Origin of the sequence: Xanthomonas vesicatoria ATCC 35937, assembly GCF_001908725.1 — a bacterium.
GTDB lineage: Bacteria > Pseudomonadota > Gammaproteobacteria > Xanthomonadales > Xanthomonadaceae > Xanthomonas > Xanthomonas vesicatoria.
Genome location: NZ_CP018725.1, coordinates 1091639 through 1116263 on the forward strand (window position 1 = coordinate 1091639; position 24625 = coordinate 1116263).

Annotated in this window: 21 protein-coding genes, 1 other RNA gene and 1 pseudogene; 13 read left to right on the plus strand and 10 right to left on the minus strand. The window is 65.5% G+C overall.

The genetic code is table 11. From position 1 onward, the window contains the following. The first annotated feature begins 123 nt into the window (after window positions 1–123). The 3 genes from BJD12_RS04790 to BJD12_RS04800 all read left to right on the plus strand — a co-directional run bounded on the left by BJD12_RS04790 (window position 124) and on the right by BJD12_RS04800 (window position 5283). On the plus strand, window positions 124–861 hold the full coding sequence (locus tag BJD12_RS04790; RefSeq protein ID WP_005997883.1) for an SIMPL domain-containing protein: 738 nt from the start codon (window positions 124–126) through the stop codon (window positions 859–861). Between the two features lie 403 nt (window positions 862–1264). Next, the gene (locus BJD12_RS04795) at window positions 1265–4300 is read left to right on the plus strand and encodes a TonB-dependent receptor (protein ID WP_074059511.1); all 3036 of its coding nucleotides are present in this window, start codon (window positions 1265–1267) and stop codon (window positions 4298–4300) included. A gap of 302 nt (window positions 4301–4602) precedes the next feature. Continuing rightward, on the plus strand, window positions 4603–5283 hold the full coding sequence (locus BJD12_RS04800; RefSeq protein WP_005994730.1) for an energy transducer TonB: 681 nt from the start codon (window positions 4603–4605) through the stop codon (window positions 5281–5283). A 534-nt stretch (window positions 5284–5817) separates the two neighbouring features. Here the strand turns inward: BJD12_RS04800 and rlmH are convergent. Beyond that, window positions 5818–6288, minus strand: coding sequence for a 23S rRNA (pseudouridine(1915)-N(3))-methyltransferase RlmH (gene rlmH, locus BJD12_RS04805; protein ID WP_005994728.1), 471 nt, complete (start codon window positions 6286–6288; stop codon window positions 5818–5820). A 121-nt stretch (window positions 6289–6409) separates the two neighbouring features. Between rlmH and BJD12_RS04810 the strand changes: the two genes are divergently transcribed. Beyond that, on the plus strand, window positions 6410–7945 hold the full coding sequence (locus tag BJD12_RS04810) for an alkaline phosphatase PhoX (protein WP_005994726.1): 1536 nt from the start codon (window positions 6410–6412) through the stop codon (window positions 7943–7945). Window positions 7946–8036: 91 nt separating this feature from the next. On the opposite strand, the gene rsfS is transcribed toward BJD12_RS04810, so the two are convergent. The 6 genes from rsfS to BJD12_RS04840 all read right to left on the minus strand — a co-directional run bounded on the left by rsfS (window position 8037) and on the right by BJD12_RS04840 (window position 14802). After that, window positions 8037–8450, minus strand: a complete 414-nt coding sequence (rsfS, locus tag BJD12_RS04815; RefSeq protein WP_039421089.1) for a ribosome silencing factor — start codon at window positions 8448–8450, stop codon at window positions 8037–8039. A gap of 57 nt (window positions 8451–8507) precedes the next feature. Next, window positions 8508–9371, minus strand: coding sequence for a nicotinate-nucleotide adenylyltransferase (gene nadD, locus BJD12_RS04820; RefSeq protein WP_005994722.1), 864 nt, complete (start codon window positions 9369–9371; stop codon window positions 8508–8510). Further along, on the minus strand, window positions 9368–10396 hold the full coding sequence (gene holA / locus BJD12_RS04825) for a DNA polymerase III subunit delta (RefSeq protein ID WP_005994721.1): 1029 nt from the start codon (window positions 10394–10396) through the stop codon (window positions 9368–9370). The genes nadD and holA overlap by 4 nt, the downstream gene beginning before the upstream one ends. Window positions 10397–10416: 20 nt before the next feature. Then, on the minus strand, window positions 10417–11061 hold the full coding sequence (locus BJD12_RS04830; protein ID WP_005994719.1) for an LPS-assembly lipoprotein LptE: 645 nt from the start codon (window positions 11059–11061) through the stop codon (window positions 10417–10419). 413 nt (window positions 11062–11474) lie between these two features. Beyond that, entirely contained in the window at window positions 11475–14117 is a 2643-nt protein-coding gene (leuS, locus tag BJD12_RS04835; RefSeq protein WP_005994717.1) for a leucine--tRNA ligase, read from the minus strand. A 67-nt stretch (window positions 14118–14184) separates the two neighbouring features. Beyond that, window positions 14185–14802, minus strand: a complete 618-nt coding sequence (locus tag BJD12_RS04840; protein ID WP_005994715.1) for a DUF998 domain-containing protein — start codon at window positions 14800–14802, stop codon at window positions 14185–14187. A gap of 205 nt (window positions 14803–15007) precedes the next feature. Here BJD12_RS04840 and trxA point away from each other — a divergent pair, with 205 nt between their 5' ends. From trxA to BJD12_RS04860, 4 genes and pseudogenes are all read left to right on the plus strand, one after another. Further along, window positions 15008–15868 carry a thioredoxin gene (trxA, locus tag BJD12_RS04845; RefSeq protein ID WP_005994714.1) on the plus strand — a complete coding sequence of 287 codons (861 nt, stop codon included), beginning with the start codon at window positions 15008–15010 and terminating at the stop codon, window positions 15866–15868. Window positions 15869–16342: 474 nt separating this feature from the next. After that, window positions 16343–16792, plus strand: a complete 450-nt coding sequence (locus tag BJD12_RS04850; RefSeq protein ID WP_005994712.1) for a DUF4442 domain-containing protein — start codon at window positions 16343–16345, stop codon at window positions 16790–16792. A 182-nt stretch (window positions 16793–16974) separates the two neighbouring features. Further along, window positions 16975–17214: a DUF378 domain-containing protein gene (locus BJD12_RS04855; RefSeq protein ID WP_039421081.1), complete on the plus strand. Its 240-nt coding sequence runs from the start codon at window positions 16975–16977 to the stop codon at window positions 17212–17214. Between the two features lie 69 nt (window positions 17215–17283). Continuing rightward, window positions 17284–18258 (plus strand): annotated as a pseudogene (locus BJD12_RS04860) (peptidylprolyl isomerase). Between the two features lie 196 nt (window positions 18259–18454). On the opposite strand, the gene BJD12_RS04865 reads toward BJD12_RS04860, so the two are convergent. Beyond that, a complete protein-coding gene (locus BJD12_RS04865; RefSeq protein WP_005994704.1) occupies window positions 18455–19342 on the minus strand; it encodes a DMT family transporter in 888 nt (295 codons plus the stop codon). Between the two features lie 170 nt (window positions 19343–19512). Between BJD12_RS04865 and BJD12_RS04870 the strand changes: the two genes are divergently transcribed. From BJD12_RS04870 to BJD12_RS04890, 5 genes are all read left to right on the plus strand, one after another. Further along, a complete protein-coding gene (locus BJD12_RS04870) occupies window positions 19513–20448 on the plus strand; it encodes a LysR substrate-binding domain-containing protein (protein WP_005994702.1) in 936 nt (311 codons plus the stop codon). A 339-nt stretch (window positions 20449–20787) separates the two neighbouring features. Further along, a complete protein-coding gene (locus BJD12_RS04875) occupies window positions 20788–21102 on the plus strand; it encodes a metalloregulator ArsR/SmtB family transcription factor (protein WP_005994700.1) in 315 nt (104 codons plus the stop codon). A gap of 23 nt (window positions 21103–21125) precedes the next feature. Next, a complete protein-coding gene (locus BJD12_RS04880) occupies window positions 21126–22589 on the plus strand; it encodes a DUF2867 domain-containing protein (RefSeq protein ID WP_005994698.1) in 1464 nt (487 codons plus the stop codon). A gap of 43 nt (window positions 22590–22632) precedes the next feature. Then, window positions 22633–22926: a hypothetical protein gene (locus BJD12_RS04885; protein ID WP_005994696.1), complete on the plus strand. Its 294-nt coding sequence runs from the start codon at window positions 22633–22635 to the stop codon at window positions 22924–22926. Window positions 22927–23088: 162 nt separating this feature from the next. Next, window positions 23089–23165, plus strand: a non-coding RNA gene (locus BJD12_RS04890) — sX9 sRNA. 164 nt (window positions 23166–23329) lie between these two features. Here the strand turns inward: BJD12_RS04890 and BJD12_RS04895 are convergent. Both BJD12_RS04895 and BJD12_RS04900 read right to left on the minus strand, forming a co-directional pair. Beyond that, a complete protein-coding gene (locus BJD12_RS04895; protein ID WP_005994694.1) occupies window positions 23330–24133 on the minus strand; it encodes a DUF4349 domain-containing protein in 804 nt (267 codons plus the stop codon). After that, the gene (locus BJD12_RS04900; protein ID WP_005994692.1) at window positions 24130–24486 is read right to left on the minus strand and encodes a GFA family protein; all 357 of its coding nucleotides are present in this window, start codon (window positions 24484–24486) and stop codon (window positions 24130–24132) included. Before BJD12_RS04900 ends, BJD12_RS04895 begins: the two co-directional genes overlap by 4 nt. Between the last annotated feature and the right edge of the window lie 139 nt (window positions 24487–24625).

Sequence of the window (24625 nt, forward strand, 5' to 3'; positions counted from 1 at the left end):
CATACCTGTTGGCCGTGCTTGCCCGCTGACTCCACGCTGCGCGCGGCGGTTGCGCGGCAGCGTTCGACTCACAACATATTCATCCACCGCCCAACACGCTCGCACCACAGACAAGGAGATCTCATGCGTACCACCCTCAAGCCGCTGTTGCTGGCCCTGTCCATCGCTGCCGGAACCGCCATGACCGCACACGCCCAATCCGCGTCGAACTACACCATCCCCAACGATGGCACCCTGCTCAATGTCTCGGCCGAAGCGGAAGCCAAGCGCGTGCCGGATATCGCCACGCTGTCCGCAGGCGTGGTCACCCAGGCTGCCGACAGCAACAGCGCGATGCGCCAGAACGCCGAACAGATGAGCAAGGTCATGACTGCGGTGAAGGCCGCCGGCATCGCCGACAAGGACGTGCAGACCAGCGGCATCAACCTGAGCCCGCAGTACACCTACAAGGAAAACGAAGCGCCCAAGATCAACGGCTACCAGGCCAGCAACACGGTCAGCCTGAAGGTGCGCGATATCTCCAAGCTCGGCAAGGTGCTCGACACCCTGGCCGCGCAAGGTGCCAACGACATCAACGGCCCCAGCTTCTCGGTCGACCAGCCCGAGCCGGCCTACGACGAGGCCCGCGTGGCTGCGCTCAAAAAAGCCCAGACCCGCGCCGACACCTATGCCAAGTCGCTGGGCCTGAAGGTGCGCCGCATCGTCAGCATCTCCGAAGGCCGCGCCGGTGGCGGCGTGGTGCGCCCGATGATGATGGCCGCCTCGATGCGCTCGGCCAAGGCCGAAATGGACACCCAGGTGGCACCGGGCGAGAGCACGCTGTCGATCACGCTGGATGTGACCTTCGAGCTGGGTCGCTGACAGAAGCAGACACCGTCCCAAAGCGCGTCCCTCACTGCCCTCTCCGGAGGGCAGTGTTTTTTGCGGAGTGCTGGTGCGAAGGCCGCCTGCGGCCGAGCGCATCCCAAGCGTCATAGCTGGCAGCGCGTCCGCGACTTGAACATCGGTAACCTGCAAGTGCCCTATTCCACATTATTGATATGAATAGGCGCTTTTGAGGTTTGTGCTTAAAAAAACATGAAATTTAGAGAAATCATTCTTTAAGCAGGCTCTACAGCTCTCTAGCATCGGTTGTCAGCGCACCGTCATATTCGTGATGGCGCTCATCTGGAGAGAGATGATGACCGACAACGCCGCCTCGAAGCCTACGTTCCATCCCCCATCGCGTCATGCACCTTCGCGTGCACGCTACGCCCGCGTCAGCATGCTTGCGCTTGCGTTGAGCGGCACCATCGGTGCGCTTGCATCCGGCACTGCGGCTGCGCAAAGCACCACTGCAGGCATTTATGGCAGCGCGCCCACTGCTGCCGGCGCAACCGTTACGGCGCAGAGCGACACCGGTTTTGCACGCACGGCGACCGTCGACGCCAGCGGGCGCTACGCCATCGGCAATCTTCCGGTGGGCACTTACACCGTCACCCTGCAACGCGACGGCCAGGCCATCGAGTCACGCAAAAACATCGCCCTGCGTGTCGGTGCTGGCACCGATGTCTCGTTCGGCAGCGGCACCGCGTCGGATGCCACCACCCTGGGTACGGTTACCGTAACCGGCAAGAACATCTCGCCGGTGGATGTGTCCGCAACCGCCTCGCGTACCGTGATTACCGCCGAGCAGTTGCAGCGCCTGCCCCTAGCACGCTCCGGAGAAGCGATTGCACTGTTGTCGCCCGGCGCCGTCCAGGGCAGCGGTTATTTCGGCAATGCGATTTCCTTTGGCGGCGCTGGCGTCACCGAAAACGCCTACTACCTCAATGGGTATCTCACCTCGAACCCGTTGACAAATATCGGCGGCGTCACCCTGCCCTTCGGCGCCATCGATCAACAGGAAACCTATACCGGTGGCTACAGTGCGCGCTACGGCCGCTCGGCGGGTGGCGTGCTCAGCCAGGTCGGCAAGCGCGGCACCAACGAGTGGCATTTCGGTGCGCAGGTGCTGTGGCGGCCCAAGTCGCTGTCCAGCGACAACAAGAACGTGCTCTATCCCACGACCACACCGCCAGACGGCTATGAATACAGCGACCCATCCCTGCCAGGCAGCTTGTACCGCAGTCGCAAGGACGACCAGTTCTGGAACACGGTATACAGCGTCTATGCCGGTGGCCCGCTGATCGAAGACCGCCTGTTCGTCTTCGTCGCCGCCGAGCAGGAGCGCAGCGAAGGCGTGTCGACCGCACGCCGCGACGACCCGGTGATCGGCCGCAACAACTACCGCATCGATGAGCCGAAGGTCTACGCCAAGGTCGACTGGAACATCAACGACAGCAACATCCTCGAACTGACCGGCATCAAAAACAGCTATCGCGAAGCTGGCGCCTATAGCGACTTCCTGGGCTACGAAGGGCTCGGTGGCGATGCTGCCGGCGCCTTCGCCGATACGGTCAAGGTCAACGACCGCTACTACATCGGCAAGTACACCAGCTACATCACCGATGACCTGACCTTGAGCGCGACATACGGCAAGAGCAGACAGACCGACTTCCGCAACAATCCCAGTACTGCGGCACGGCTTTCCGGAACGAATCTGCAGGACCCAGCCATCACCGGGGGGCAGGAAATCCGCAACAACCAGACCTCCAGCCAGGCCCGGGATGGTGAAAACACCACACGCGGCTTGCGGATCGATCTGGAGTACGTATTGGGCGTCCACACACTGACCGCGGGTGTGGACAACATGCACTTCGATGCGAGCAATGAAGGCGTCATCACTACCGGGCCCGGTTACACCTGGACCTACGGCCGTTCCTCGCGCCCCACCTCGCCGATCCGCGCTGGGCTCGGGGTTGGCCCGGCAGGTGGCAATGGCTATTTCGTCAATCAGACGGTGTTCAACACCGCCACCAGCATGTCGGTCGAACAGAAAGCCTACTTTCTCGAAGACAAGTGGCAGGTGACCGATACGCTGCTGCTGACCTTGGGCATTCGCAACGACAAGTTCACCAATTTCAACGATGCCGGCGTGGCCTATGTGTCCAGCGGCGATCAATGGGCGCCGCGTCTGGGCGTGAGCTGGGACGTGTTGGGGGATTCGTCGCTCAAGGTGTATGGCAACGCCGGCCGCTACTATCTGGCGCTACCGAACAGCGTGGCCATCCGCGGTGCATCGCCATCCACGTTCACGAACGAGTACTTCACCTACAGCGGTATCGATGCCCAGGGCAATCCCACCGGACTGACGCCGGTTGCGGTCGATCCATCGGCAGGATTCACCTGTTCCGGCAATGTCGTCTCGGCCGGCCTGGAATGCGGTCAGGCGCCGGATGCGGCCGGCATCGCCGCCACCGACCTCAAATCGATGTACCAGGACGAGTTCATGCTTGGCTTCGACAAGACGCTCGGCGAGAACTGGGTGACCGGTGCCAAGGCCACCTACCGCACGCTAGGCGCCACCATCGACGACGTCTGCGACGCCGACCGGATGCGGACCAAGTTGACCGCGATCGGCGTGGATCCCAGCACCGTCAACGTCCCAGGCTGCATCATCTTCAATCCCGGGGAAACCAATTCCTTCAGCCTAGCCAACCTGGATGGCTCCGGCCGCACATCGGTCTCGATGTCGCCGTCGGACTGGGGCTTCGACAAGAAGGCCAAGCGCACCTATCTGGCCGTGGACCTGTTCCTGCAGCACCCCTTCGACGGCAGGTGGGAAGGCCGCATCGACTACACCTGGTCACGTAATTTCGGCAACACCGAAGGCCAGATCAAATCCGATATTGGCCAGACCGATGTCTCCAAGACCCAGGACTGGGATGCCGCTGCGTTGATGTGGTATTCCGGCGGCTACCTGGCCAACGACCGTCGCCACCAGATCAAGCTGTACGGGTCGTACCAGATCGCACCGGAATGGCTGGTCGCGGGCAACATCCGCATCCTGTCCGGCACCCCGAAGTCGTGCCTGGGCTACGTCAGCATCAATGGCATCAGCGAAGATTCCGATGCCGGCGATCCGATCGGTTACGGCTCCGCCCACCACATCTGCAACGGGCAGCCCTCCCGTCCGGGCGATGCCGGCCGCTTGCCGTGGACCAAGATCGTCGACCTGGGCCTGACCTATCGCCCGGCGTTTGCCGACAACAAGCTCGCCATGACGCTGCAGGCCTTCAACATCTTCAACGAGCGCAAGCCGCTGCAGGTCGATTCCACCTGGGAAGACGGCGCGTTCACGCTTTCCAACACCTACGGCATGGGCGCGTTCTTCACCCAGCCCCGCTACGCGATGTTTTCGGTGTCGTACGACTACTGACGCACTCTCCCGTCAGCGTCGTTTCCCCGGCCCGGTCACGGGCTGGGCTTTTCTACCGCAACGCCCAGCTTCGGCTGGGCGTCTGCATGCCAATGCTTGTGTAATGCCGTTTTAAGAACCAGCTGGTCATCGAGATCGACACGACGGCGAATTGGCCCCGGCATCCTTCGCAACGTGGCGCGTCCTTCGCAGATGCGCGCCGTGCTTGTGCAGCCGCGCGCGCTGCGGTAAACCTACGCTACCAGATGGTGTAGTGCGTCCGGGCCGCGCTGGTCCTTTCCGCAGTTCCGTTTTGGAGGTGGATGATGGTTCGCACGCAATCGCAGGTTTCTTCCCGTCCCCTTGGCATCGACACCTCGCGCGTCCTGGCGATGAGCACGGCCGTGGCATTGTACCTACTGGCGGGCGGGTTATTGTTGATTCCGCTCTCGCACCGGGCGATTCCGCAGCAGACCGCGCCCAAAGAGCGTTGGATTTTGCCGATGCTGGTACTGCAGGATCCGGCGCCACCGCCGCCGGTGTTTCCGATCGAAGTGAAGTTCAAGCCGAAAACGCATTCTCCGACCAAGATGGTGCCGGTGCCTATACAGACCCCGGTGATCAGTCAGGAGTCCGTTGTCGACAGCGCACCGTTTGCTGTTGCCACAACGGTCTCCGACGTCGTCGCAGAAAGCGCCCCCCCGACAACAGCGCCCAGCGGGCCGGTCGAGGCAGGCCAGTTGCAGTATTTGAGTTCCCCGGCGCCGAGCTATCCCGTGGCTGCACTGCGCGCAGGCCAGCAAGGCACGGTGCTGCTGCGCGTGTTGGTCGGTACCGATGGACGCCCGGCCGAAGTGAGCGTGCAGACCAGCAGCGGTCATCGCGCGCTCGATCTGGCCGCGCGTAGCCAGGTGCTGCGCAGCTGGCGCTTCCAGCCGGCGATGCAGAACGGCCAGGCCGTGCAGGCCTACGGATTGGTGCCGGTGAGCTTTTCCTTGAATTGACCTGTTGACTGACGCGGCGGCCTGCAACTGCAGCCGCCGCACACTGCAAAAGTCCACGCACCTGCTGGCGCCAAGCAACCCGCCAGGAACGCACGCGTGCTAGGTAAGCGCAGCGGTCACATACAGAGTCACTCACCTGCCGCAGCACCAATGGAGACGCCCGTAATGATCTGCCGCATTACTGGGCTGAGCTGCCAACACAAGAACGCGAGCGGCAGCCCGACGGGTCCCGCCGACGCGTTCAAAACCGACAACGGCGCGCGACACACCGCGTCCATAAGGTCTGATCGCATTCGCCTGGAATGTTGAGCAAGCTTAGGCATTCTTGGTATCAAGCAAGCCGTTGCTTGCTGACTGAGGAGCTGTCAGGCGCGCCGAATCGGGCGATTGGCCGGCATCGCCGCAGCGTGGTGCAATTGCTCGACTACGATCAAATGCGCGGGCATGCTTCGGAAGAGTAAGCGGGCCGATTTCGCGGGCCTTTGGTAATCAAGTCCCTGGTGAGGCCAGCCGCACGGCGCCCGCGTCACACCATCACGCACGATGGTAAGGGTGATTGGCCAGCATCGCGGCAGCGCGATACAGCTGCTCGGCCACGATCAGACGCACCAGCATGTGCGGCAAGGTGAGCGGGCCGATCGACCAGCTTTCGGTGGCATTTTTCAGTACTTCGGCCGCGTGGCCTTCCGGACCTCCGATCAGGAAAGCCAGGTCGCGCCCCTGCCCCCGCCAATGCTCCATGCGCTGCGCAAGTTGCTCTGAACTCAGCGGCCGGCCGGGCACATCCAGCGCCACGACATGCGCGTTCTTGGGGAGCGCGGCGATGACGCGGCGGCCTTCGTCGTCGATGGCGCGCTGCCCATCGCGTCCCTTGCCGCGCAGGCCGGGTTCGATCTCGACCAGCTCCAGCGGCATCCAGTGCGACAGACGTTTTTGATATTCGGCAAAACCTTGCGCCACCCAGGCCGGTGCGCGCTCGCCGGTGGCGATGAGTCGGCATTTCATCCGTACATGATATCCGCGTCACAGCCTGGGCAGTCCGTGGCGATGTGCCGTCGCGTGTCATGGCGTGGTTACAGGCGGCAATTAGTGTCGCCGGACAACCCAGCCCCGCAGGAGTCGTTCGATGCCGATTTTCGATCCCGCCCGCCGCCAGGTTCTCAAGGGCAGCGCCGCCATCATGGCCGCCGGCGCCCTTGGCAGCTTGGCCGCCTTGCAATCGCGCCAGGCCCAGGCCGCCACCTCCCCGTCGGTGCGGCTCGCACCGGTCCCCAGCCGTTACGGCCCACTGGCCCCGGTTGCCGACCAGAGCACCGGCCTGCCGCTGCTGCAGCTGCCGCGCGGTTTCAGCTACCGCTCGTTCGGCTGGAGCGGCGACCGCATGGACGATGGTCAGCCCTGTCCCGACCGTCACGATGGCATGGCCGTGGTCGGCCTGCGCCGGCCGGACTGGCGCCCAGGCAGCGACCCGCTGCGCGGCCTGGAATACGTGTTGATCCGTAACCACGAACGCGGCGCCGGCACACCGTTCCGCGCACCGGCCATGTACGACACCGGCATCGTCAGCGGCACCCAGTCCGCCGGCGGCGGCACCACCACGCTGAGTTACGGCCGCCGTGGCTGGGGCTGCCTGGAACCCAGCCTGGGCGGCACCCTGGTCAACTGCGCCGGCGGCCCGACCCCGTGGGGCACCTGGCTGAGCTGCGAGGAGATCAAGACCAATGCGGTGTCCAGCACCGGCCGCAAGCACGGCTACGTGTTCGAAGTGGACCCGGACAGCCACCGCACCACCGGCCGGCCGCTGGTGGGCCTGGGCCGCTTCAGCCACGAGGCGGTGGCGATCGATCCGCGCACCGGCATCGTCTATCTCACCGAGGACGACCGCAACAAGGCCGGGCTGTACCGCTTCATTCCCAACGACCGCCGTGGGCGTAACGGATCGCTGGAAAACGGTGGCCGGCTGCAGGCCGCACGCGGGCGCGGGCGCCGCAATGCCGATCTGACCGTGGTCAGCATCGGCCAGCAATTCCAACTGGAATGGGTGGATATCGAAGAACCGGATCTGGACAGCATCGCCGCGCCGGCCGGCTTTGCCGATATCGGCGCCAACGACACCTTGAGCGGCCCGTTTGCGCAGGCCTGGGCCGATGGCGCGCTGCGCATGAGCCGCGGCGAAGGCATCTGGTACAGCTACGGCAAGCTGTTCATCGTCGACACCAGCACCGGCGTGGATGCGCAGGGCCGGCGCGGTTACGGCAATGGCGCGGTGTGGGTGCTGGACCTGTTCACCCAGCGCCTGAGCGCGCTGTTCGTCAGCGGCAACCAGCTGGCGGCGCACAACCCTGACAACGTCACCGTCAGCGCACGCGGCGGCGTGGTGCTGTGCGAAGACGGCGGCGAAAGTCCGGACGACTACGGCCCCGGCGCGCGTCTGCTAGGCCTGACCCGCAACGGCGAATCGTTCTATCTGGCCAAGAACAACGTGCAGCTCACCTCGCAGCAGATCGCCGATGCCGGCAAGACCATTGCCGAAGGCGATTACCGCGACACCGAGTTCTGCGGCGCCTGCTGGGACCCGTTGGCACGCACCTTATTCGTCAACATCCAGACCCCAGGCATCACCGTGGCGATCACCGGCCCGTGGGAACGCGGGCCGCTGTAAGCCGCGCAGTCCTGACGCTGCTGCACACACAAAAACGGCGCCCCAGGGCGCCGTTCGTGCGTTCTGCATCACATACGTGCAGTGCGTCGACTCAGAGCTGCTCGTCGGCGTCGTCTTGATCGGACGGACGCTGGTCGCCTACCGTCCACAAGCGCTCCAGCGCATAGAACTCGCGTACGCGCGGCAGCATCACATGCACTACCACGTCGCCCAGGTCCACCAGCACCCACTCGGCCTCGCGCTCGCCTTCCACGCCCAACGGCATCACGTCCAGGCGCTTGGCGAACTTGACCACTTCTTCGGCGATCGATTTGACATGGCGGGTCGAGGTGCCCGAGGCCACCACCATGTAATCGCACACGCTGGACTTGCCGCGCACGTCGATCTCGACCACGTCCTTGGCCTTCAGCTCCTCCACGGCCTCGCGCACGGTAGCCAACAGGGCCGGCACAGACGGCGGCGGATTCGGAAGGGAGGTCTTGATGACTTGGGCTTGACTGGTCAAAGCGGGCAACTCGATGGAATTGGCGGGAATTATAGGCCGGTCCGGGCGGACGCGTGTTCAGCTAGCCGGGCGGGCGCAGCCATACAGGCCTTCCCGCGCGATAAAGCCGGCCACGGCCGGCGGCACCAGCGCGTGCCAGGCGCCACCTGCAGCGATCTGTGCGCGCACCGCGCTGGCCGATTCGCCGCGCAGCCGGTGGTGCAACTGCCACAGCCCGCCGGCCGGCGCAGCGCGCAATGCATCGGTACTGCTAGCCCAGCGGCCCTGCACCGCAGCGGCAAGTTGCGGCGCATCGCTCAGGTCCAGGGAGGTTCCCGGCCGCGCGGCAATGACAAAGTGCGCCAGCTCGAACAACGCCTCCCACTGGTGCCAGCGGTGCAATCCAACGAAGGCATCGGCACCCAGGAGCCAGGCGATGGGCGTGGCGGGGCCGAGTGCCTCGCGCAGCTCGCGCAAGGTATCCACGGTGTAGGACGGCGCCAGCTGTCGGCGGGCGCGCTGCAGCTCGCGGCTGTCCAACTGCAAACCCGGCTGACCGGCAAACGCCAGTTCCAGCATCTGCGCACGCTGCGCGGCCGTGGCACCGGGTGCGGCGCGATGCGGCGGATCGGCGGCCGGCACCAGATGCACGAGCGCCCCGAGTTCGTCGCGTGCCGCGCAGGCAATGGCCAAGTGACCGAGGTGGATCGGGTCGAAGGTACCACCGTAGTAAAGGTGGAGCCGGGAATCGGGAATCGGGAATCGGGAATCGGAGCGGCCGGCAGCCGGTGCGGCCGGCCTGGCGTCAGACACCGACGCGGTGGTCTCAGTGCCGGTGGGAGCGACAACCTCCTGGCTGGTCGGTGCAGTGGTTCGGGTTTCGGATCGCGTGTCCCTGTTCACGGACGCGTAGTTTCCGGGCCCGGCCTGCCCCGCTGTCACGCCAGCAATCTCACCGCGCGCGCTTCGGCCACCGCGACCAGCAGGCGTTCCAGGCCAACCCAGGCATCGCCGTCGGCGCGGCCCTTGGCCATGCGGTCGACCAGACCGGCCTCGGCGACGAAGCGTTCCCAGCTGCGCGGCTCGGGGTGACGTTGCAGTGCGCGCTTGAATGGGGCCTGGCGGGATTCCCACAGCCCCTGCGCCTTCATTTCGGCAGCCAGGTTGCCGCCATTGGCCTGCACCTTCGCCAGTGCAGCGGTGCGCAGCAGTTCCTTGATCAGGATCGGCATCAGCGCCGCGACCGCTTCGCCTTCGGCACGCAGCCCGGCGAGCATGCGGATCACCGCGGCGGGCTGGCCGGAGAAGGTGGTTTCGGCCAGGCGGAACACGTCGTACCGCGCGGCATCGGCCACCAGCGATTCCATCGCCTCAAGATCCAGCGTCTTGCCGTCGGCCAGCAACGCCAGCTTGTCGATCTCCTGCGCAGCGGCCAGCAGGTTGCCTTCCACCCGCTCGGCCAGGCGCTGCACTGCGGCTGCGTCGGCGCGCAGGCCCCGGGCGCGCAAGCGGCGCTCGATCCAGTCGGACAATTCATGCGGCTTGATCGCCCAGGCCAGAGCAATGGTGCCGATGCGGCCGATCGCCTCGGCCCACTTGCCCTGATGCGCCTTGCTCCAGTCGTTGGCGGTAATCAGCAGCACCACATCCGGCGGCGGGTTGGCGCAGAAGCGGGTGATGACCTCGGCGCCGTCTTTGCCCGGTTTGCCGCTGGGCAGGCGCACTTCCACCAGCCGGCGCGGGCTGAACAGGCTGGGCGCGTTGAAGCTGGCATCCAGCTGGTTCCAGTCGAACTCGCGGCCGTCGGCATCGAACACTTCGCGCTCGCCAATGCCTTCGGCGCGCGCTCGCCCGCGCACCGCATCGGCGGCTTCGAGCACGCGCAAGGTTTCCGGGCCGGCGATCAGATAAGCCGGCTGCAACGGCTGATTGGACTGGCCGGCCAGCTGTTCGGGGCGAAGTTCCATATCGAAAACGCGGTTGCGGCTTAGTTGCCCGATGTCGGCGCCGGCGGCAATGACGCCGGCACGCTGGATTCGGGGGTCGTCGTGGGCTGTGCCGGCGTCGTCGGAGCCGGGGGCAAGGGCGCGGTCGGCGTGCTTTCCAGGCTTTCGCCGCGCTGTATGCGCGCACGCACCACGCTATCGATACGGCGCAAAATCGAGGCCGACATGTCCTTGCGCAACTCGTCGGCCAGAATCTCGCGCTCGGTCGCGGTACCGGTGGCGTCCACCGGCGGCGACACATAATCGCGCGACAGCTCGATCACCTGTTGCGGCACCAACACCGAGCCATTGGCAGTGGTGACGGTGAAAATGGCCGCATAGCGCAGGCTGTATTCCTGCGCGCGGCCCTGGCTGTCGATGGCGATCGGCAGATCGCCCCAGCGCTCGGACAACACCTGCACCTGCGCAAAGCCGCTCTTGGCGTCTTCATCCGCCAGGGTGGCGCCGGACGCCTTGAGGCCGCGCCGCAGCAATTTGGCGAGCTCGCTGTACTGCACTGCGGACTGCACCTTCACGGCGGGGGTATCGGGCGGCAACGCAAGCGAATTGCGCAGGTGGAAGCCACAGGCGGTAAGGCTGGAGACCAGCACGAGGGACGCAGCGAAAGCAGTAGGAAATCGAATCATGGGCACAGTCTGGATGAGCGCCCCGGCGGCGGCAACAGGCGGCTAGCCTGACGCAGCACGCGTGAACGGGGCTTGATAGGGCGCCGCGGAAAAGAGCGGCGTCCAGAAAGGACAAGCGCGTCGCCACGCGCCGGTGAAACGAATGATCAGAAGCTACCCCCAACAACTCACCCGCACGTCGCCAAGCGCGACTGAGATGACGTGCCAGGAACCATGGCGGAAACTTCACCCGTGTGTCGCGACGCACCAGTGCCGTTAATCGCAGAGAACCACTGCAGCAATCGGACCCGCGTAGCACCACCCGCCAGTGCAGCACATTGCCCCTACCACCGCAGCAACCTTGCGCCGCGTCGCCACCGCCGCTCCGGGAAAGCGCCCGGAGCGGCGGTGGCAACCCGACCGATCAGCAACGATCACCCCGCCACGATGTTAACGATCTTGCCCGGCACGATGATGATCTTGCGGATCGTCAGCCCATCCAGGAACTTCGCGGCATTGGGTTCGGCCTGGGCCAGCGCTTCGATTTGCTCGCGTGCCGCGTCCGCTGCCACCTCGATGGTGCCGCGCAGCTTGCCATTGATCTGCACCGCCAGGGTCAATGCATCGCGCACCAGGGCGCTGGCATCGGCCTGCGGAAACGCGACGTCTTCCAGCAGCGTTTCGCCACGGCCCAGCACCTGCCACAACGCGTGGCTGGCGTGCGGGGTGATCGGGTTGAGCAGCAGCACCATCGCTTCCAGCGCTTCCTGCCGCACCGCCCTGCCCTGGTCGCTGGCGTCGTCGAACTTGGCCAGCGCGTTGGACAACTCCATCACCGCGGCAATGGCGGTGTTGAAGCTGTGGCGGCGGCCGTAGTCGTCGCTGACCTTGCCGATGGTTTCGTGGGTCTTGCGGCGGATCGCCTTCTGCTCGGCGCTCAGGCTGGCGGCGTCCAGCACAACGGCGGCGCCCTCACCCACATGCTTGTGCACCTGCACCCACAGCCTGCGCATGAAACGCGCCATGCCGTCCACGCCGGCTTCGTTCCACTCCAGCGATTGTTCCGGCGGCGCGGCGAACATCGAGAACAACCGCACCGTGTCGGCACCGTACTTGGCCACCATCGACTGCGGGTCCACGCCGTTGTTCTTGGACTTGGACATCTTCTCGGTGCCGCCGATGTGCACCGACTGGCCGTCGGCGAGCAGCACCGCGCCGGTCACGCGGCCGCGCTCATCGCGCTGGATCTCCACGTCGGCCGGGTTGATCCAGTCCTTGCCGCCGTTGTCGGCGTCGCGATAGAAGGTGTCGGCGATGACCATGCCCTGGGTGAGCAGGTTGGTTACCGGCTCGTCGCTGTCCACCAGCCGCGCGTCGCGCATGAGCTTGTGATAGAAACGGAAGTACATCAGGTGCAGGATCGCGTGCTCGATGCCGCCCACGTACAGGTCGGCCGGCATCCAGTAGTTGGCGCGCCGGTCGACCATGTCGCGTGCGTTGGGGCTGGTGTAGCGCGCCACGTACCAGCTCGACTCCATGAAGGTGTCGAAGGTGTCGGTCTCGCGCTCGGCCGGGCCGCCGCAGTCCGGACAGGTGGTCTGGCGCCAGGTCGGGTCGGTCTTGATCGGCGAACCGGTCCCGGCAAATTCCACGTTTTCCGGCAGCACCACCGGCAGTTGGTCTTCCGGCACCGGCACCGCGCCGCACTTGGCGCAGTAGATCACCGGGATCGGGCAGCCCCAGTACCGCTGGCGGCTCACGCCCCAATCGCGCAGACGGTAATTGACCCGGCGCTGGCCCTGACCCTTGCGCTCGAAGCGCTCGGCCAAGGCTTCGAAGGCGCCGCCAAAATCCAGGCCGTCGAACTCGGCCGAATTGATCAGCTCCAGCGTGCGGCTCTTGTCGGTGTACCAGTCGCGCCACTGGGTGGCGTCCCAGGTCTGTTCGTCTTCATTACGTGGCTCGCGCAGCTTGACCACCTGCACGATCGGCAGGCCGTACTTGTTGGCGAACTCGAAATCGCGCTGGTCGTGGCCGGGCACGGCCATTACCGCACCGGTGCCGTAGCCCATCAGCACGAAGTTGGCCACCCACACCGGCACCTGCTCGCCGCTGATCGGGTGGACCGCGGTCAGGCCGGTGGCCATGCCGCGCTTCTCTTGGGTTTCAAGCTCGGCTTCGGACACGCCGCCGTGCTTGAGCTCTTCCAGCAGGCGCGCCAGGTCGGGGTTGGATTTGGCCGCATGCAGCGCCAGCGGGTGCTCGGCGGCAATCGACACGAAGGTCACGCCCATCAGCGTGTCCGGGCGGGTGGTGAATACACGCAGCGGGTCCAGTGCGGCGCCGTCGGTATCGCGCACGTCGAATTGGATCTCTAGCCCTTCCGAGCGGCCGATCCAGTTGCGCTGCATGGTCTTGACCGAATCCGGCCAACCGTCCAGCTGATCCAGGCCGTCCAGCAGTTCCTGGGCGTAGTCGGTGATGCGCAGGAACCACTGCGGAATCTCGCGTTTTTCGACCAATGCGCCGGAGCGCCAGCCGCGGCCGTCGATCACCTGTTCGTTGGCCAGCACGGTCTGATCGATCGGGTCCCAATTCACCACCGCATTGCGGCGATAGGCCAGGCCCTTGCGCATCAGCCGGGTGAACATGCGCTGCTCGTGCACGTAATAGTCCGGCGTGCAGGTAGCGAACTCGCGCGACCAATCGATCGCGTAGCCCAGCGATTTCAGCTGGCCGCGCATGTGTTCGATATTGGCGTAGGTCCACTTGGCCGGCGCGGTCTTGTTCTTGATCGCGGCGTTTTCCGCCGGCAGCCCGAACGCATCCCAGCCCATCGGCTGCATCACGTTGTGGCCGGTCATGCGCTTGTAGCGGCTGACCACATCGGAAATGGTGTAGTTGCGCACATGGCCCATGTGCAGCGCACCGGACGGGTACGGCAGCATCGACAGGCAATAGAACTTCGGTTTGTCCGAAGTTTCGTCGACCTGGAAGGCGCGGGTGGCGTCCCAGAACTGCTGGGCGGAAGATTCGACCTGCTGCGGGTCGTAGGCGTTCGGTTCGACGGTGGACATTGGGAGCGGATGCTCGGGCGGTGCAAAGCGGTACAGGGTACCGCAGTGCAGCAGGTGCTCCAAACCGTTACCGCAGCGCGGGCGACTTTGCCGGCCAACTCCACGCCGCCACGGCCAGCCAGCCGACCCACGCCAGGAACGCCAGGCGCTGCGCGATGGCCTGACGCAGCAGGCCGGGCGGGCCGAACGCCAGCACCGCCACCAGCAGCCCGGCCACTAGGCTGAGCCAGGCCAGCGCGCGGGTCTCGGGGGCATTGAGCAGCGCCGCGGCGATCAACAGCATGCCCGGCACAAACGCCACCGCCCACAGCAACCAGGCCGTGGCATGCGCCTGACTGGCGCGGCCGTCCAGATCGGTGGGATCCAGCGGCAGCATGCCCATGCCGACGAAGGCCAGCCCAGCCAGCACGATCAGTTGTCCGCCCACGCGCAGGCTCCAGCTGGCCTTGGGCGGCATGCGCGCCAGCAGGCTGACGCCGGTGACCATGCCCAGCGCACCGACCGCAACAAACGCCAGCAGGTTGAAGCCCAGTGCGTGCGGCACGCCTTGCGCGCCGAGCAGTGCGACCGGGTGGCTGGCCTGCAGATAGCCCGGCAACGTGGCGCCGAACCCGGCCACCGCCAGGACGAACACGGTTGCCGCGATCAGCCCCAGGTAGCGCTGCGCGCTGTCGGTGGTTGCCATTGCGTTACTCCAACACGGGGCGCCGTGCGCCACCAGAACGCGGCATTGTCAGGCCGGGCGGTCGCGGCGTGAACCCCCGCCGCTGCCAGAGCAGTACGCCTAACGGGCACGCCGGACCCGGGAACGCGTCATTGCGGCAAGGCTTGTGTCGGCCGGGTTTGCCACCATTACCATCCACTATTGCCGTCATCCCATCAGGAAGCCCATGTCCGACAAGCCGCATGTATTCGATGTCACCACCGACACCTTCGAGACCGAGGTCCTGCAGAAATCGTTGACGACACCGGTGCTGGTGGACTTTTGGGCCACCTGGTGCGGGCCGTGCAAATCGTTGACGCCGATCCTGGAAAAACTGGCAGGCGAGTACCACGGCGCATTCGAGCTGGCCAAGGTCGATGTGGACAAGGAACAGCAGATCGCCGCGGCGTTTCAGATCCGCTCGGTGCCGACGGTGTTCCTGGTCAAGGGCGGCGAGATCGTCGATGGCTTCCCCGGCGCGATGCCGGAAGGCCAGGTGCGCGAATTCCTGACCCAGCACGGCGTGTTGCCGGCCGAGCCGCAGATCACCGAAGAGCTGCCGCCCGAGGCACCGCTGGACCCGCAGGCCCAGGCCGCCGCGCTGCGCGAGGCCATCGCCGCCGAGCCGGACAGGGACGAGCTCAAGCTGGACCTGGCGCTGGCCTTGCTCAGGACCGGCGACACCGCCGAGGCCGAGCAACTGATCGATGCCCTGCCCGCCAACCTGGCCACCGACGACCGCGCGGTGCGTGCCAAGGCCCGCCTGAGTTTTGCCAATGTGCTCAAGGACGCCCCGGACGCCAGCGCATTGCAGGCCAGCGTGGACGCCGATGGCGCCGACCTACGCGCGCGTCACCTGCTGGGCGTGCGCCATCTGCTCGACGGCAATGACGAAGCGGCGCTGGAACAGTTCCTGGAAATGCTGCGCCAGGATCGCACCTTCGACGACAACCTACCGCGCCGCAGCCTGATCGATGCGTTCCGCGTGATCGAAGACGAAGACCTGGTCGGCCGCTACCGCCGCAAGATGTCGGCGCTGGTGTTCTGAGAGCGCCTGGCCGTGCAGTGCGAGGCGCGGCTTCGCGTGCCTGAGATCGGTTGCCTGCGCTGCGATCGGTTGCAGGCACCGTGTCGACCGCAAAATTCGGCATGCGACGGTGCAAGGTCTGCATCCTGCGCCGACCAAGGCGCGAGGCCCGCCCGCAATCAGGGCACCGCGCACCGTGTGTCGACACCCTCGCAGCAGCCATGAACGCGTAGGAGCGGACGTGGCCGCGATAAGGCATTTCCCGTCGCGATGCATCGCCCACGGCTAACGGTGACGCGCCATCGCGGCCAGGTCCGCTCCTACTGACGAACGCTTGTGGCGTTAGGTAGCGCAACTGCGCGGCCGAAGATGACGAAGGCCTGGAGCCGACCCACATCACGCGCACGGCCGCTTCGGTGAACGGCCATTGGCGCCGTCACCATACGCATGCGAATGTTATGCTGCGCACCCGATCTGCCATGGAACCAGGCCCGCATGCGCGCTTCACTATTCAAGCTCGGCATCAACCTGTGGCCGCCCTATCTGTTCTCGGGCATCCACGTCACCGTGTTATCGGCTGACTATCGCTTTGCACGTGTGGAATTGCGGCAGCGCCCGTGGAATCGCAATTACGTGGGGACCCACTTCGGCGGCAGCCTGTTCGCGATGACCGATCCTTTCTGGATGCTGCTGGTCATGCAGAACCTGGGACGCGATTACTACGTCTGGGACAAGGCCGGCAGCATCGAATTCGTCAAGCCCGGGCGCGGCACGGTGAGCGCGGATTTTGTGATCGACAACGACATGCTGGCCGATCTGCGCGAGGCCACCGCCAGTGGAGACAAGCATCTGCGCTGGTTCGAAAACGCAATCCACAACCGCGATGGCGACGTCGTTGCGCGTGTGCGCAAGCAGCTCTACGTCAAGCGCAAGCCGGCCCGCTAACTGCAACACGGTCGCGCTGTCCACGCACAGACGATCGATGTCCATGCGCCAATCCGATCGTGAGGCATCCGCTCGATGTGATCGTCATGTCTGCAACGCAGGCAGCGTGTCGACGCTGCTCACGACACACTCGCTGCGACATGCAGATTCTTGAGTCTCCCAACTCACACGGAAACGCCCGCATGAAAGCGATCAACATCCTTACCCTGGTACTTCTTATCGTCGGTGGAGTGAACTGGGGCCTGGTCGGCCTGTTCCAGTTCGACCTGGTGGCCGCGCTGTTCGGCGGACAGGACGCACCACTCGCACGCGTGGTCTACATCTTGGTCGGCATCTCCGCGCTGTGGCAGCTGGTGCCGCTGTTCCGCAACAACCACGGTGCGACCGAACGTCACACCAGCCCGCACGTGCGCAACCACTAAGCGGCCGCCGCAACACGCGGTCATCAACGACACGATGTCGGCGTCATGCGCCGACGTCGTGATATGCGAATCGTCACTTTGCGTCCCTGCGCGCCTTGGTCAAGAATCAAGCACCTCTCCTCGCTGGTGACCTTCATGCTGCTGCGCACTGTTGCTTCTGCCTGCCTGCTCGCCCTGGCCCTGCCCACCGTCGCCGCCAACGCGGCCTATCGCAGCCCGCAACAGATACTGGACAGTTCACCGGCCGCCGCATGGCGCGTGCTCGATCCCGAGCGCACTCTGTACCTGGAGCTCGATGGCGGGCGGGTCATCATCGAGCTGGCGCCGCAGTTTGCGCCCGAGCATGTAGGAAACATTCGCACGCTGACGCATGAGCGCTTCTGGGACGGGCTGAGCATCTATCGTTCGCAGGACAACTTTGTGGTGTAGTTCGGCGACCCCGATGCCGATACGCAGGGCAAGGCCAAACCCCTGGGATCGGCCAAAACGCATCTGCCGGCCGAGTTCGAGCGTGCCTCGCAAGGCCTGGATTTCCAGCGTTTGCCCGATAGCGACGGCTGGGCACCGCAGGTCGGCTTTGTGGACGGCTTTCCGGCCGGGCGCGACAGCGCCACCGGCAAGACCTGGCTGGCGCATTGCTACGGCACCCTGGGCGCGGGCCGCAACATCGACGCAGACAGCAGCATCGGCACGGAGCTCTACGTGGTCACCGGCCAGTCGCCGCGCCAGCTCGACCGCAACATCACCGTGGTCGGCCGCGTGGTGAAGGGCATGGAACTGCTCAGCGTGATTCCGCGCGGGCCCGATCCGATGGGCTTCTACGCCGATGCCGCGCAGCGTTCGCCCATCCGCGCGATTCGTCTGGCCAGCGAAGTTCCGGCGCCCGAGCGTACGCCGCTACAGCTGTTGCGCACCGACAGCCAGACCTTCCGCGACATGACCGAAGCACGCCGCAATCGCAGGGACGATTTCTACAAACGCCCGGCCGGGCATATCGATCTGTGCAATGTGCCGCTACCGGTGCGGACGCCGCCGGCTGGCTGAATTGCGATTCGGGATTGGGGATTGGTGATTCGTAGAAGCGGGCTGCGCGTGGTTAGCGCAGCTCATAAACGTAGCAGGCAGTGGTCCGGCGGGTGTGGCCGGTGTACTTGGAACCGGAGTGGCGAGTGGTACATGTGGACTTCCAACACCGTCCGCACCCGCCCGGCGCCGAGCGCAATGGCCTTGTTCGCCGCTCTTAACGCGCCCGCTGGCTGAAGGCGACGCTGCCCAGGATCAGCGCTGCGGCCAGCAGCATGGTCCAGGTCAGCGGTTCGCCCAGCAGCGACCAGGCCAGCAGCGCGCCGAATACCGGCACCAGGTAGGTCACGGTGGATGCACGCGCCGGGCCGATGCGCTGGATCAGGCGGTAATACATCAAGAATGCCAACCCGGTGCAGACCACGCCCAACGCGGTCGCGCAGGCCCAGGCTACTGCCGGCACCGGCGTGGTCGGCCATTGCAGCCAGGCCAACGGGGCCAGCAGCAACGCACTGCATCCCAGCGTAGACGCCGCCGACGCAGCCGGTGGCAGGTCGCCCATGTGGCGCTTCACCAGGTTGTAGCCAATGCCATACAGCAGCGAGGCGGTGGCGCCGGCCAAAGCTGCCGGGCCCACGCTCAATCCGGCCGATTTGCCGGTCGCCAGCACCAGCACGCCGATGAATCCGACCAGCAGGGCCAGCGCGCGTCGCGTGCCGATGCGTTCGCCAAAGAACAAAAACGCAATCAGCGCAGTGAACAACACGGTCATCGCATTGCAGATCGCACCGACAGCGGCCGGCGCGCGTTGTGCGGCCCAGGCAAACAACAGAAACGGCAATGCGGAGTTCAACACGCCGATCGCGGCAAGCATCGGCCAACGGCGTAAGGGGAACCGATCGCGTGCCAGCCACAAAAACGGCAGCAGAACCGCCGCTCCCAGCGCCAGGCGGATTTCCACCAATGCCACGGTGCCGAACTTGGGCGCAGCCACACGCATGAACAAGAACGAGCAACCCCATACGATGCCGAGAAAACCCAATTCGAGCGGGGTGCGCCATTCACGTGCCGCAACGGCCGGCTGCAGCGACGATTGCGCGCTCATGGCCGTACTTCCGCGGCGTGCCGTACGGTGCTGAAACGGCGGAAGACAAGCTTGAGCAAATAGCGGTACATGGCACGACCATCGCGACGGGATGACGCAGCATCGGCGGCCATCGCAGGGCCGACAAGCGCGTAGTATCGCGGTCAGCCACAAATCTGACTCATGCCTCGATGAATCTGCGTCCGACCCTGCTGCCCGCACTGGGCGTGTTCGCCGCCGCTGCGCGCCATCAGAACTTTGCGCATGCTGCCGAAGAACTGCATCTCACCGCCAGCGCGGTCAGCCACCATGTGCGCAAGCTCGAAGCGCTGCTGGGCGTGACCTTGTTTCAGCGGCTGCCGCGCGGGGTCAAGCTCACCGCCGAAGGCCGTCAGCTGGCCGATGCCGCCAGCGCCGCCCTGGCCGAGATCGCCGCGGTGGCCGGCAACCTGCATCCGCGCGAAGATGCCATCCCGCTACGGGTGACCACGCTGCGCTCGCTCTCGTACTGCTGGCTATTGCCGCGCCTGCCGCGCTTTTGCCGCGCCCATCCGCACATCCGCCTGGACCTGCAATCGGATCCGGCGTTTTCGCGTTTCGAAGAAGGCGGCCCGGAATTGGGCATTCGGTATGGGCAAGGCGCGTGGCCCGGACTGACCTCGCACCATTTGATGGACGATGAACTGTTCCCGGTGGCATCGCCCTCGTTGCCGGAAGTGGCAGCACTGCGCACGCCAGCGCAGATCGCCCAGTTGCCGCTGCTGAGCGATATGTCGCCGCAGGGCTGGCGCGACTGGTTTCGCGCCGCCCAAGTCCGTGGCTCCACGCTGCCGCCGATGCATACCTTCAACGACAGCACCGATGCGATGCGCGCGGCGGTGTACGGCCTGGGCGCGGTGCTTGCACGCAAGCACATCGCCCAGCCCTACCTGCAACGCTACGAACTGGTGCGGCTGCCAGGCCCCACGCTCAAGGCGCGCTACGCGTATTACATCGTGCACCCCAGCCACCGCGAGCCCAGCCCGGCAGCGGCGTTATTCATCGACTGGCTCAAACGCGAAGCCATGGACGAGCGCACGCCGATGCCCGCATTGCCGGCAGAACTGGTGGCGCTGCCGGCGGCTTGAGGCAGTTGGTTTCATCCCTGTCGTGTTGCCGACCGGGCTTTGCGTGCCCGCCTGCGTCGCGCGTGGCGCTCGAAGTGTGCGCAGGTGCTGTCGGATGGATTTGGCATGCCGGTGCGAGTGGCTAGTCCGGTATCAACCACTAGCCGCGAGCTGCACCGCAACGCCGACAGATCCCTTTTCGCTTTCGACGGAAGCAGCACACCATCGCCACCCACGGCAAGGCTCGCGACAGTCGCCAGCCGTATCCGCCATCGGGTGCGCGGCGCTACCAAAGAAACCGCTTGACATCGGGCACCACAAAATAAGTAATTAGCTAATTCGTTAATTACTTAAGCCCTTATGTCCATCGACCGCGTCTTTGAAGCCCTCGCCTCCCAGCCCCGCCGCAAGATGCTGGCGTGCCTGGCGGAACAGGAACTCACCGCCGGACAGATCGGGCAACTGTTCGAAATGAGCGCGCCGGCCATCTCGCGGCATCTGTCGGTGTTGGAAACCGCCGGGCTGGTGTCCAGCGAGCGTCGCGGCCAGTTCGTGGTCTACCGGCTCACCCCGGACAACCTGGTCAACACGCTCAGCAGCTTTGCCTTTGAAGTCTGCCCGGCCTCGGCGCCGCTCAAGCGCAAGGCGCGCGCCTTGACCAAGAAAACCTCCTGACTTCCTCCGGCCGCAAGGGACTCATGCCGATGTTCAGCACGCCTCAGCAACGCCCTGCCGACGCACACGCAGGTTTTCCGTCGGTCCGCCTGGAGTCCTATAGCGGCGGTCTGCCGGTGGAGGTCGCGCTGATCGCACAGCTGGGCGTAGGCGCAGGCAACCCATTGATCGACCAGGCCTGCCGCCGCCAGCGCGCGCATCCCGGTTTTCACGATGCGCTGGACGAGCCGTCGGCGCGCCTGGCCGGCACCGACTTTGCGCAGGGCGAATCCACCGCGCTGTTCTCGTTTGCAGTGGGCGCCAACGGCCACCCATTCCATCGCCACGCCGGGCACCGCATGTTCACCGCCATCACCGGCAGCAGCGGCGCGCAACTGCGCTTTTGCACCGCTTCGATGGAGCAGATCGAACAGGACCCGCAGCACTTTCTGGCCGCATTGCGGCATATCGACCTGCCGGCGGACTGCCTGTTCACCGTGCGCTTTGGCGGCACCTGGCATCAGTTCGCACCGCTGAAGGCGCAGGCCGCACACCCGGCGTTTTTCGCGCTGTCGTGCCATAGCGATGAGGCCGGCGGCGAGTTGAGCGATGCGGTGCGCGCACGCGTGCTGTCCGGCACCGCCGATATCGCCACGCTTACCGAAACGCTGCCCGACACGGTGATTGCGCTACTGGCTTCGGCGCAGGTGCGTGCACTGCAGATTCCCACGGTGGGCCTGTCGCTGGCCGCGGCACCGGGCAGCAGCCGGTTTGCATGGTGCGGCCGACTGCGTTCGCTCAGCGGCAGGCTGCGCCAGGCGTTTGGCCGGCTGCGTCAGCCAATGGGGTTTGTTGCGCTTGCACCGCAGCTGGCGCAGGTTAGTGTGCATACCGAGCTCAAGCCCGATTCGCTGTTGACCCGGCATCTGCAACGCTTTGATCATCAGGACAGCGTGCGCCTGCGCCTGCAGCCGCATCAATTGCGTCAGCGGGGTGCGCACACCCTGATGGCGCTGCTGCTGGAAGGATTCACGCAGCGCGCGCCGCGCGGCGTGACCTGGCTGATGCGGCTGCGCAACGCGCTGGTGGCACCGCTGCAGTTGCGGACTTCGCCACTGGGCTGCCCGGTATCTTCGTTGCTGTCGGAACAGCGCGATTGCCTGTTCGCAGGGCGATTCCCGGTGCTTGCGCAAGACAACGCGCCGCTGGATCGACGCGTGCAGGTGTTGCTGGGCGCCGACGACCGTCACCTGATGTTCCGTAGCAGCGTCGGCGTGGAAGTGTTGGACGATGGCAGCGTGGAGCTGAGCCTGGAAACGCGGGTGGCCTGCCGCAACCGCTTTGGCCGCGTGTACATGGCCTTTGTGGACGGCGTGCATCATCGCTACATCGCGCCAGCATTGCTGCGCACTGCCGCCCAGGCGCTGCTGGTGCCAATCCACGGCACCGGCGTCGGCGCGGGGCACGTGAGCAGCGGGCGCACGCAGCCATCACTCGATCTTGCCTGATGGCTGCCTAGGCTTTGGGTCCCCAATCCAAGGAAGCTCTCCCATGCCGACTCTTCGCATGCGTATCACCGGCACCGACGACGACGCACGTGCCATCGCCAACCTGCTGCAGAGCATCGAAGGCATCGAGCACGTCGAAGAAGTGGACGACCTGATGCCGCATCTGGACGACGACGATTCCAGCTCGGCCGGCCTGTCCGACGACGAAGGTCCGGGTAGCCACGAGTTCGAAGTGGAAGCCGGCAACGACGCCACCGCGCAGAAGGTGCGCGACGCAGTGCAGGAACTGGCGTTGCAGCTGGACGTGTTTGTCGAATACGAGTTCGACGAAGGCTGACCCTGCTTCCGGCGCGACTGCAGCATCGGTCGATGTCTGCAGTCGGCCTGCCCTTTCCTTTGCCGGAACCCTTGGTCAGCTGGCGCCTTGCGTCGACAGGCGATGCTCACACCGTAGGCTTAACGCAGCCGACAAACCGCGCGGCCGGTGCTCGGAACCGGAATGTACCACTCGCACATTCCGGTTCTGAGCGCGCCGCCAGCACTCACCTGACGATCGCGCGCTACGTTTTGGTAGCCGCTTTGCAGCACGCTAGAGACGACGCTGGCCGCCAGACTCCATGCAGACAGGCGATGCCAGTCATTGCACGCACCCGGCAGGACTCAGGCAGCGGTGCTCCATGGCGCCCGATGATGGCCCCAATACCCGGCGGGGATGGCAGTGCCACCCAGCCGCGCAAAGGTCAGGACATCCGGCGCCGCCGCGCACGCCAGCGCCACGCCTGCAGCAGTAGCCAACCGGCGAGACCTGCCAGTAACGCCACCGGCAGCAATGCCGCCACTGCGCGGATCACGAACGCCACGCTGGACGAAAACACCTGCCCGAATTCGGCAGAGGCCTGCGCAATCTCGCTTTTGCCCTGTTCCCCGCCCGTACTACGGAAGTTGAGCGTCAATAACTGGGTGCGGACGCGGCGTTGCTGTTGCGCCGATTCCTGCTGCGTTTGCTGCGCTTCGGCCTCGATCTCGGCAAGCCGCTTGGACAACGCAAGCAAATCGCTCACCGCCAGATCGCGGCGCTGCTGCAATTCCAGCAGGCGCGCGTGCTCCTTTTGAAGACGCGCCTGCGCCAGCCCGGTATCGGCAATCTGCTGGGCCAGATCCTCGGCACGTGTGCTGCGTGCGGCCACCTCGCCATGTTGGCCGGCCAGTTGCACCAATGGTTCGACGCCATCGGGCACCGTGCGCACGCGAACGCTGCCGCTGGGCTCGCGTCCGCCATCCTGTTCCACTGCCAACAGCGCGCAAGTGCCGAACTGCGCGCTCTGGCAGGCAGCGCGCACGGCCGCGATGCGCTGGCCGATCTGATCGCCGGGCAATTCGATCCGCACATCGTGCTCGTAGGCAAGCGCATTGCCTTGTGCGGCGGGTGGCGCCGGCGCCGGGGCACCGCCGTCTGCGGCCATCTCTCCCGGATGCCGCGCACATCCGCACACGGCCCAGCCGATCAGCAGCGCGACGCCGCACCAGCGCATGCCAGGCCTCATCGGCTGGCTCCATCGACCTGTTGCACGCTCAAGGTAGTCAAATCCAGCGCCGGGAGGCAGCGTACGTTGACCACCACGCTGGCTTCGCCGGTCTTGGGGTTGGCGCCCTCGCTGAAAGGCGCGATGCCGCACTGCGGACAATGATGGTGATCGATATGGTGCCGATGGAAGCGGTACGTACCGACCGCCTCCGGCTCTGCCTGCAGGCGCAGCTGGGTGCGCGTGCCGAACCAGAGCAGACCACCGCGGCGGCGGCAGAGCGAGCAGTTGCAGTCGTAAACCTCGGTGATCGGCGCATCGGTCTCCAGTTCGAAAGCGATGCGTCCGCAATGACAGCTACCGGCATACAACATGGTGATCCTCCTTGGAAGGCGCCACCTCGCGGTGACGTACTACGGGCGAACACTGGCGACGCAACTGACGATCCGGCACCAGCCAGGGCCCGCTTGACGGGCTGCGTCCCGATTCGACCGCCACTCTAAACCAATGACG

Bases quoted from the DNA above. Each gene is read 5' to 3' on its own strand.
- BJD12_RS04790 (WP_005997883.1), top strand. From the start codon at position 124: ATGCGTACCACCCTCAAGCCGCTGTTGCTGGCCCTGTCCATCGCTGCC.
- BJD12_RS04880 (WP_005994698.1), top strand. From the start codon at position 21,126: ATGCCGATGTTCAGCACGCCTCAGCAACGCCCTGCCGACGCACACGCA.
- BJD12_RS04865 (WP_005994704.1), bottom strand. From the start codon at position 19,342: ATGAGCGCGCAATCGTCGCTGCAGCCGGCCGTTGCGGCACGTGAATGG.
- trxA (WP_005994714.1), top strand. From the start codon at position 15,008: ATGTCCGACAAGCCGCATGTATTCGATGTCACCACCGACACCTTCGAG.
- BJD12_RS04895 (WP_005994694.1), bottom strand. From the start codon at position 24,133: ATGAGGCCTGGCATGCGCTGGTGCGGCGTCGCGCTGCTGATCGGCTGG.
- leuS (WP_005994717.1), bottom strand. From the start codon at position 14,117: ATGTCCACCGTCGAACCGAACGCCTACGACCCGCAGCAGGTCGAATCT.
- BJD12_RS04855 (WP_039421081.1), top strand. From the start codon at position 16,975: ATGAAAGCGATCAACATCCTTACCCTGGTACTTCTTATCGTCGGTGGA.
- BJD12_RS04875 (WP_005994700.1), top strand. From the start codon at position 20,788: ATGTCCATCGACCGCGTCTTTGAAGCCCTCGCCTCCCAGCCCCGCCGC.
- BJD12_RS04810 (WP_005994726.1), top strand. From the start codon at position 6,410: ATGCCGATTTTCGATCCCGCCCGCCGCCAGGTTCTCAAGGGCAGCGCC.
- holA (WP_005994721.1), bottom strand. From the start codon at position 10,396: ATGGAACTTCGCCCCGAACAGCTGGCCGGCCAGTCCAATCAGCCGTTG.
- BJD12_RS04800 (WP_005994730.1), top strand. From the start codon at position 4,603: ATGATGGTTCGCACGCAATCGCAGGTTTCTTCCCGTCCCCTTGGCATC.
- rlmH (WP_005994728.1), bottom strand. From the start codon at position 6,288: ATGAAATGCCGACTCATCGCCACCGGCGAGCGCGCACCGGCCTGGGTG.
- BJD12_RS04840 (WP_005994715.1), bottom strand. From the start codon at position 14,802: ATGGCAACCACCGACAGCGCGCAGCGCTACCTGGGGCTGATCGCGGCA.
- BJD12_RS04885 (WP_005994696.1), top strand. From the start codon at position 22,633: ATGCCGACTCTTCGCATGCGTATCACCGGCACCGACGACGACGCACGT.
- BJD12_RS04850 (WP_005994712.1), top strand. From the start codon at position 16,343: ATGCGCGCTTCACTATTCAAGCTCGGCATCAACCTGTGGCCGCCCTAT.
- BJD12_RS04900 (WP_005994692.1), bottom strand. From the start codon at position 24,486: ATGTTGTATGCCGGTAGCTGTCATTGCGGACGCATCGCTTTCGAACTG.
- BJD12_RS04870 (WP_005994702.1), top strand. From the start codon at position 19,513: ATGAATCTGCGTCCGACCCTGCTGCCCGCACTGGGCGTGTTCGCCGCC.
- BJD12_RS04795 (WP_074059511.1), top strand. From the start codon at position 1,265: ATGCTTGCGCTTGCGTTGAGCGGCACCATCGGTGCGCTTGCATCCGGC.
- BJD12_RS04830 (WP_005994719.1), bottom strand. From the start codon at position 11,061: ATGATTCGATTTCCTACTGCTTTCGCTGCGTCCCTCGTGCTGGTCTCC.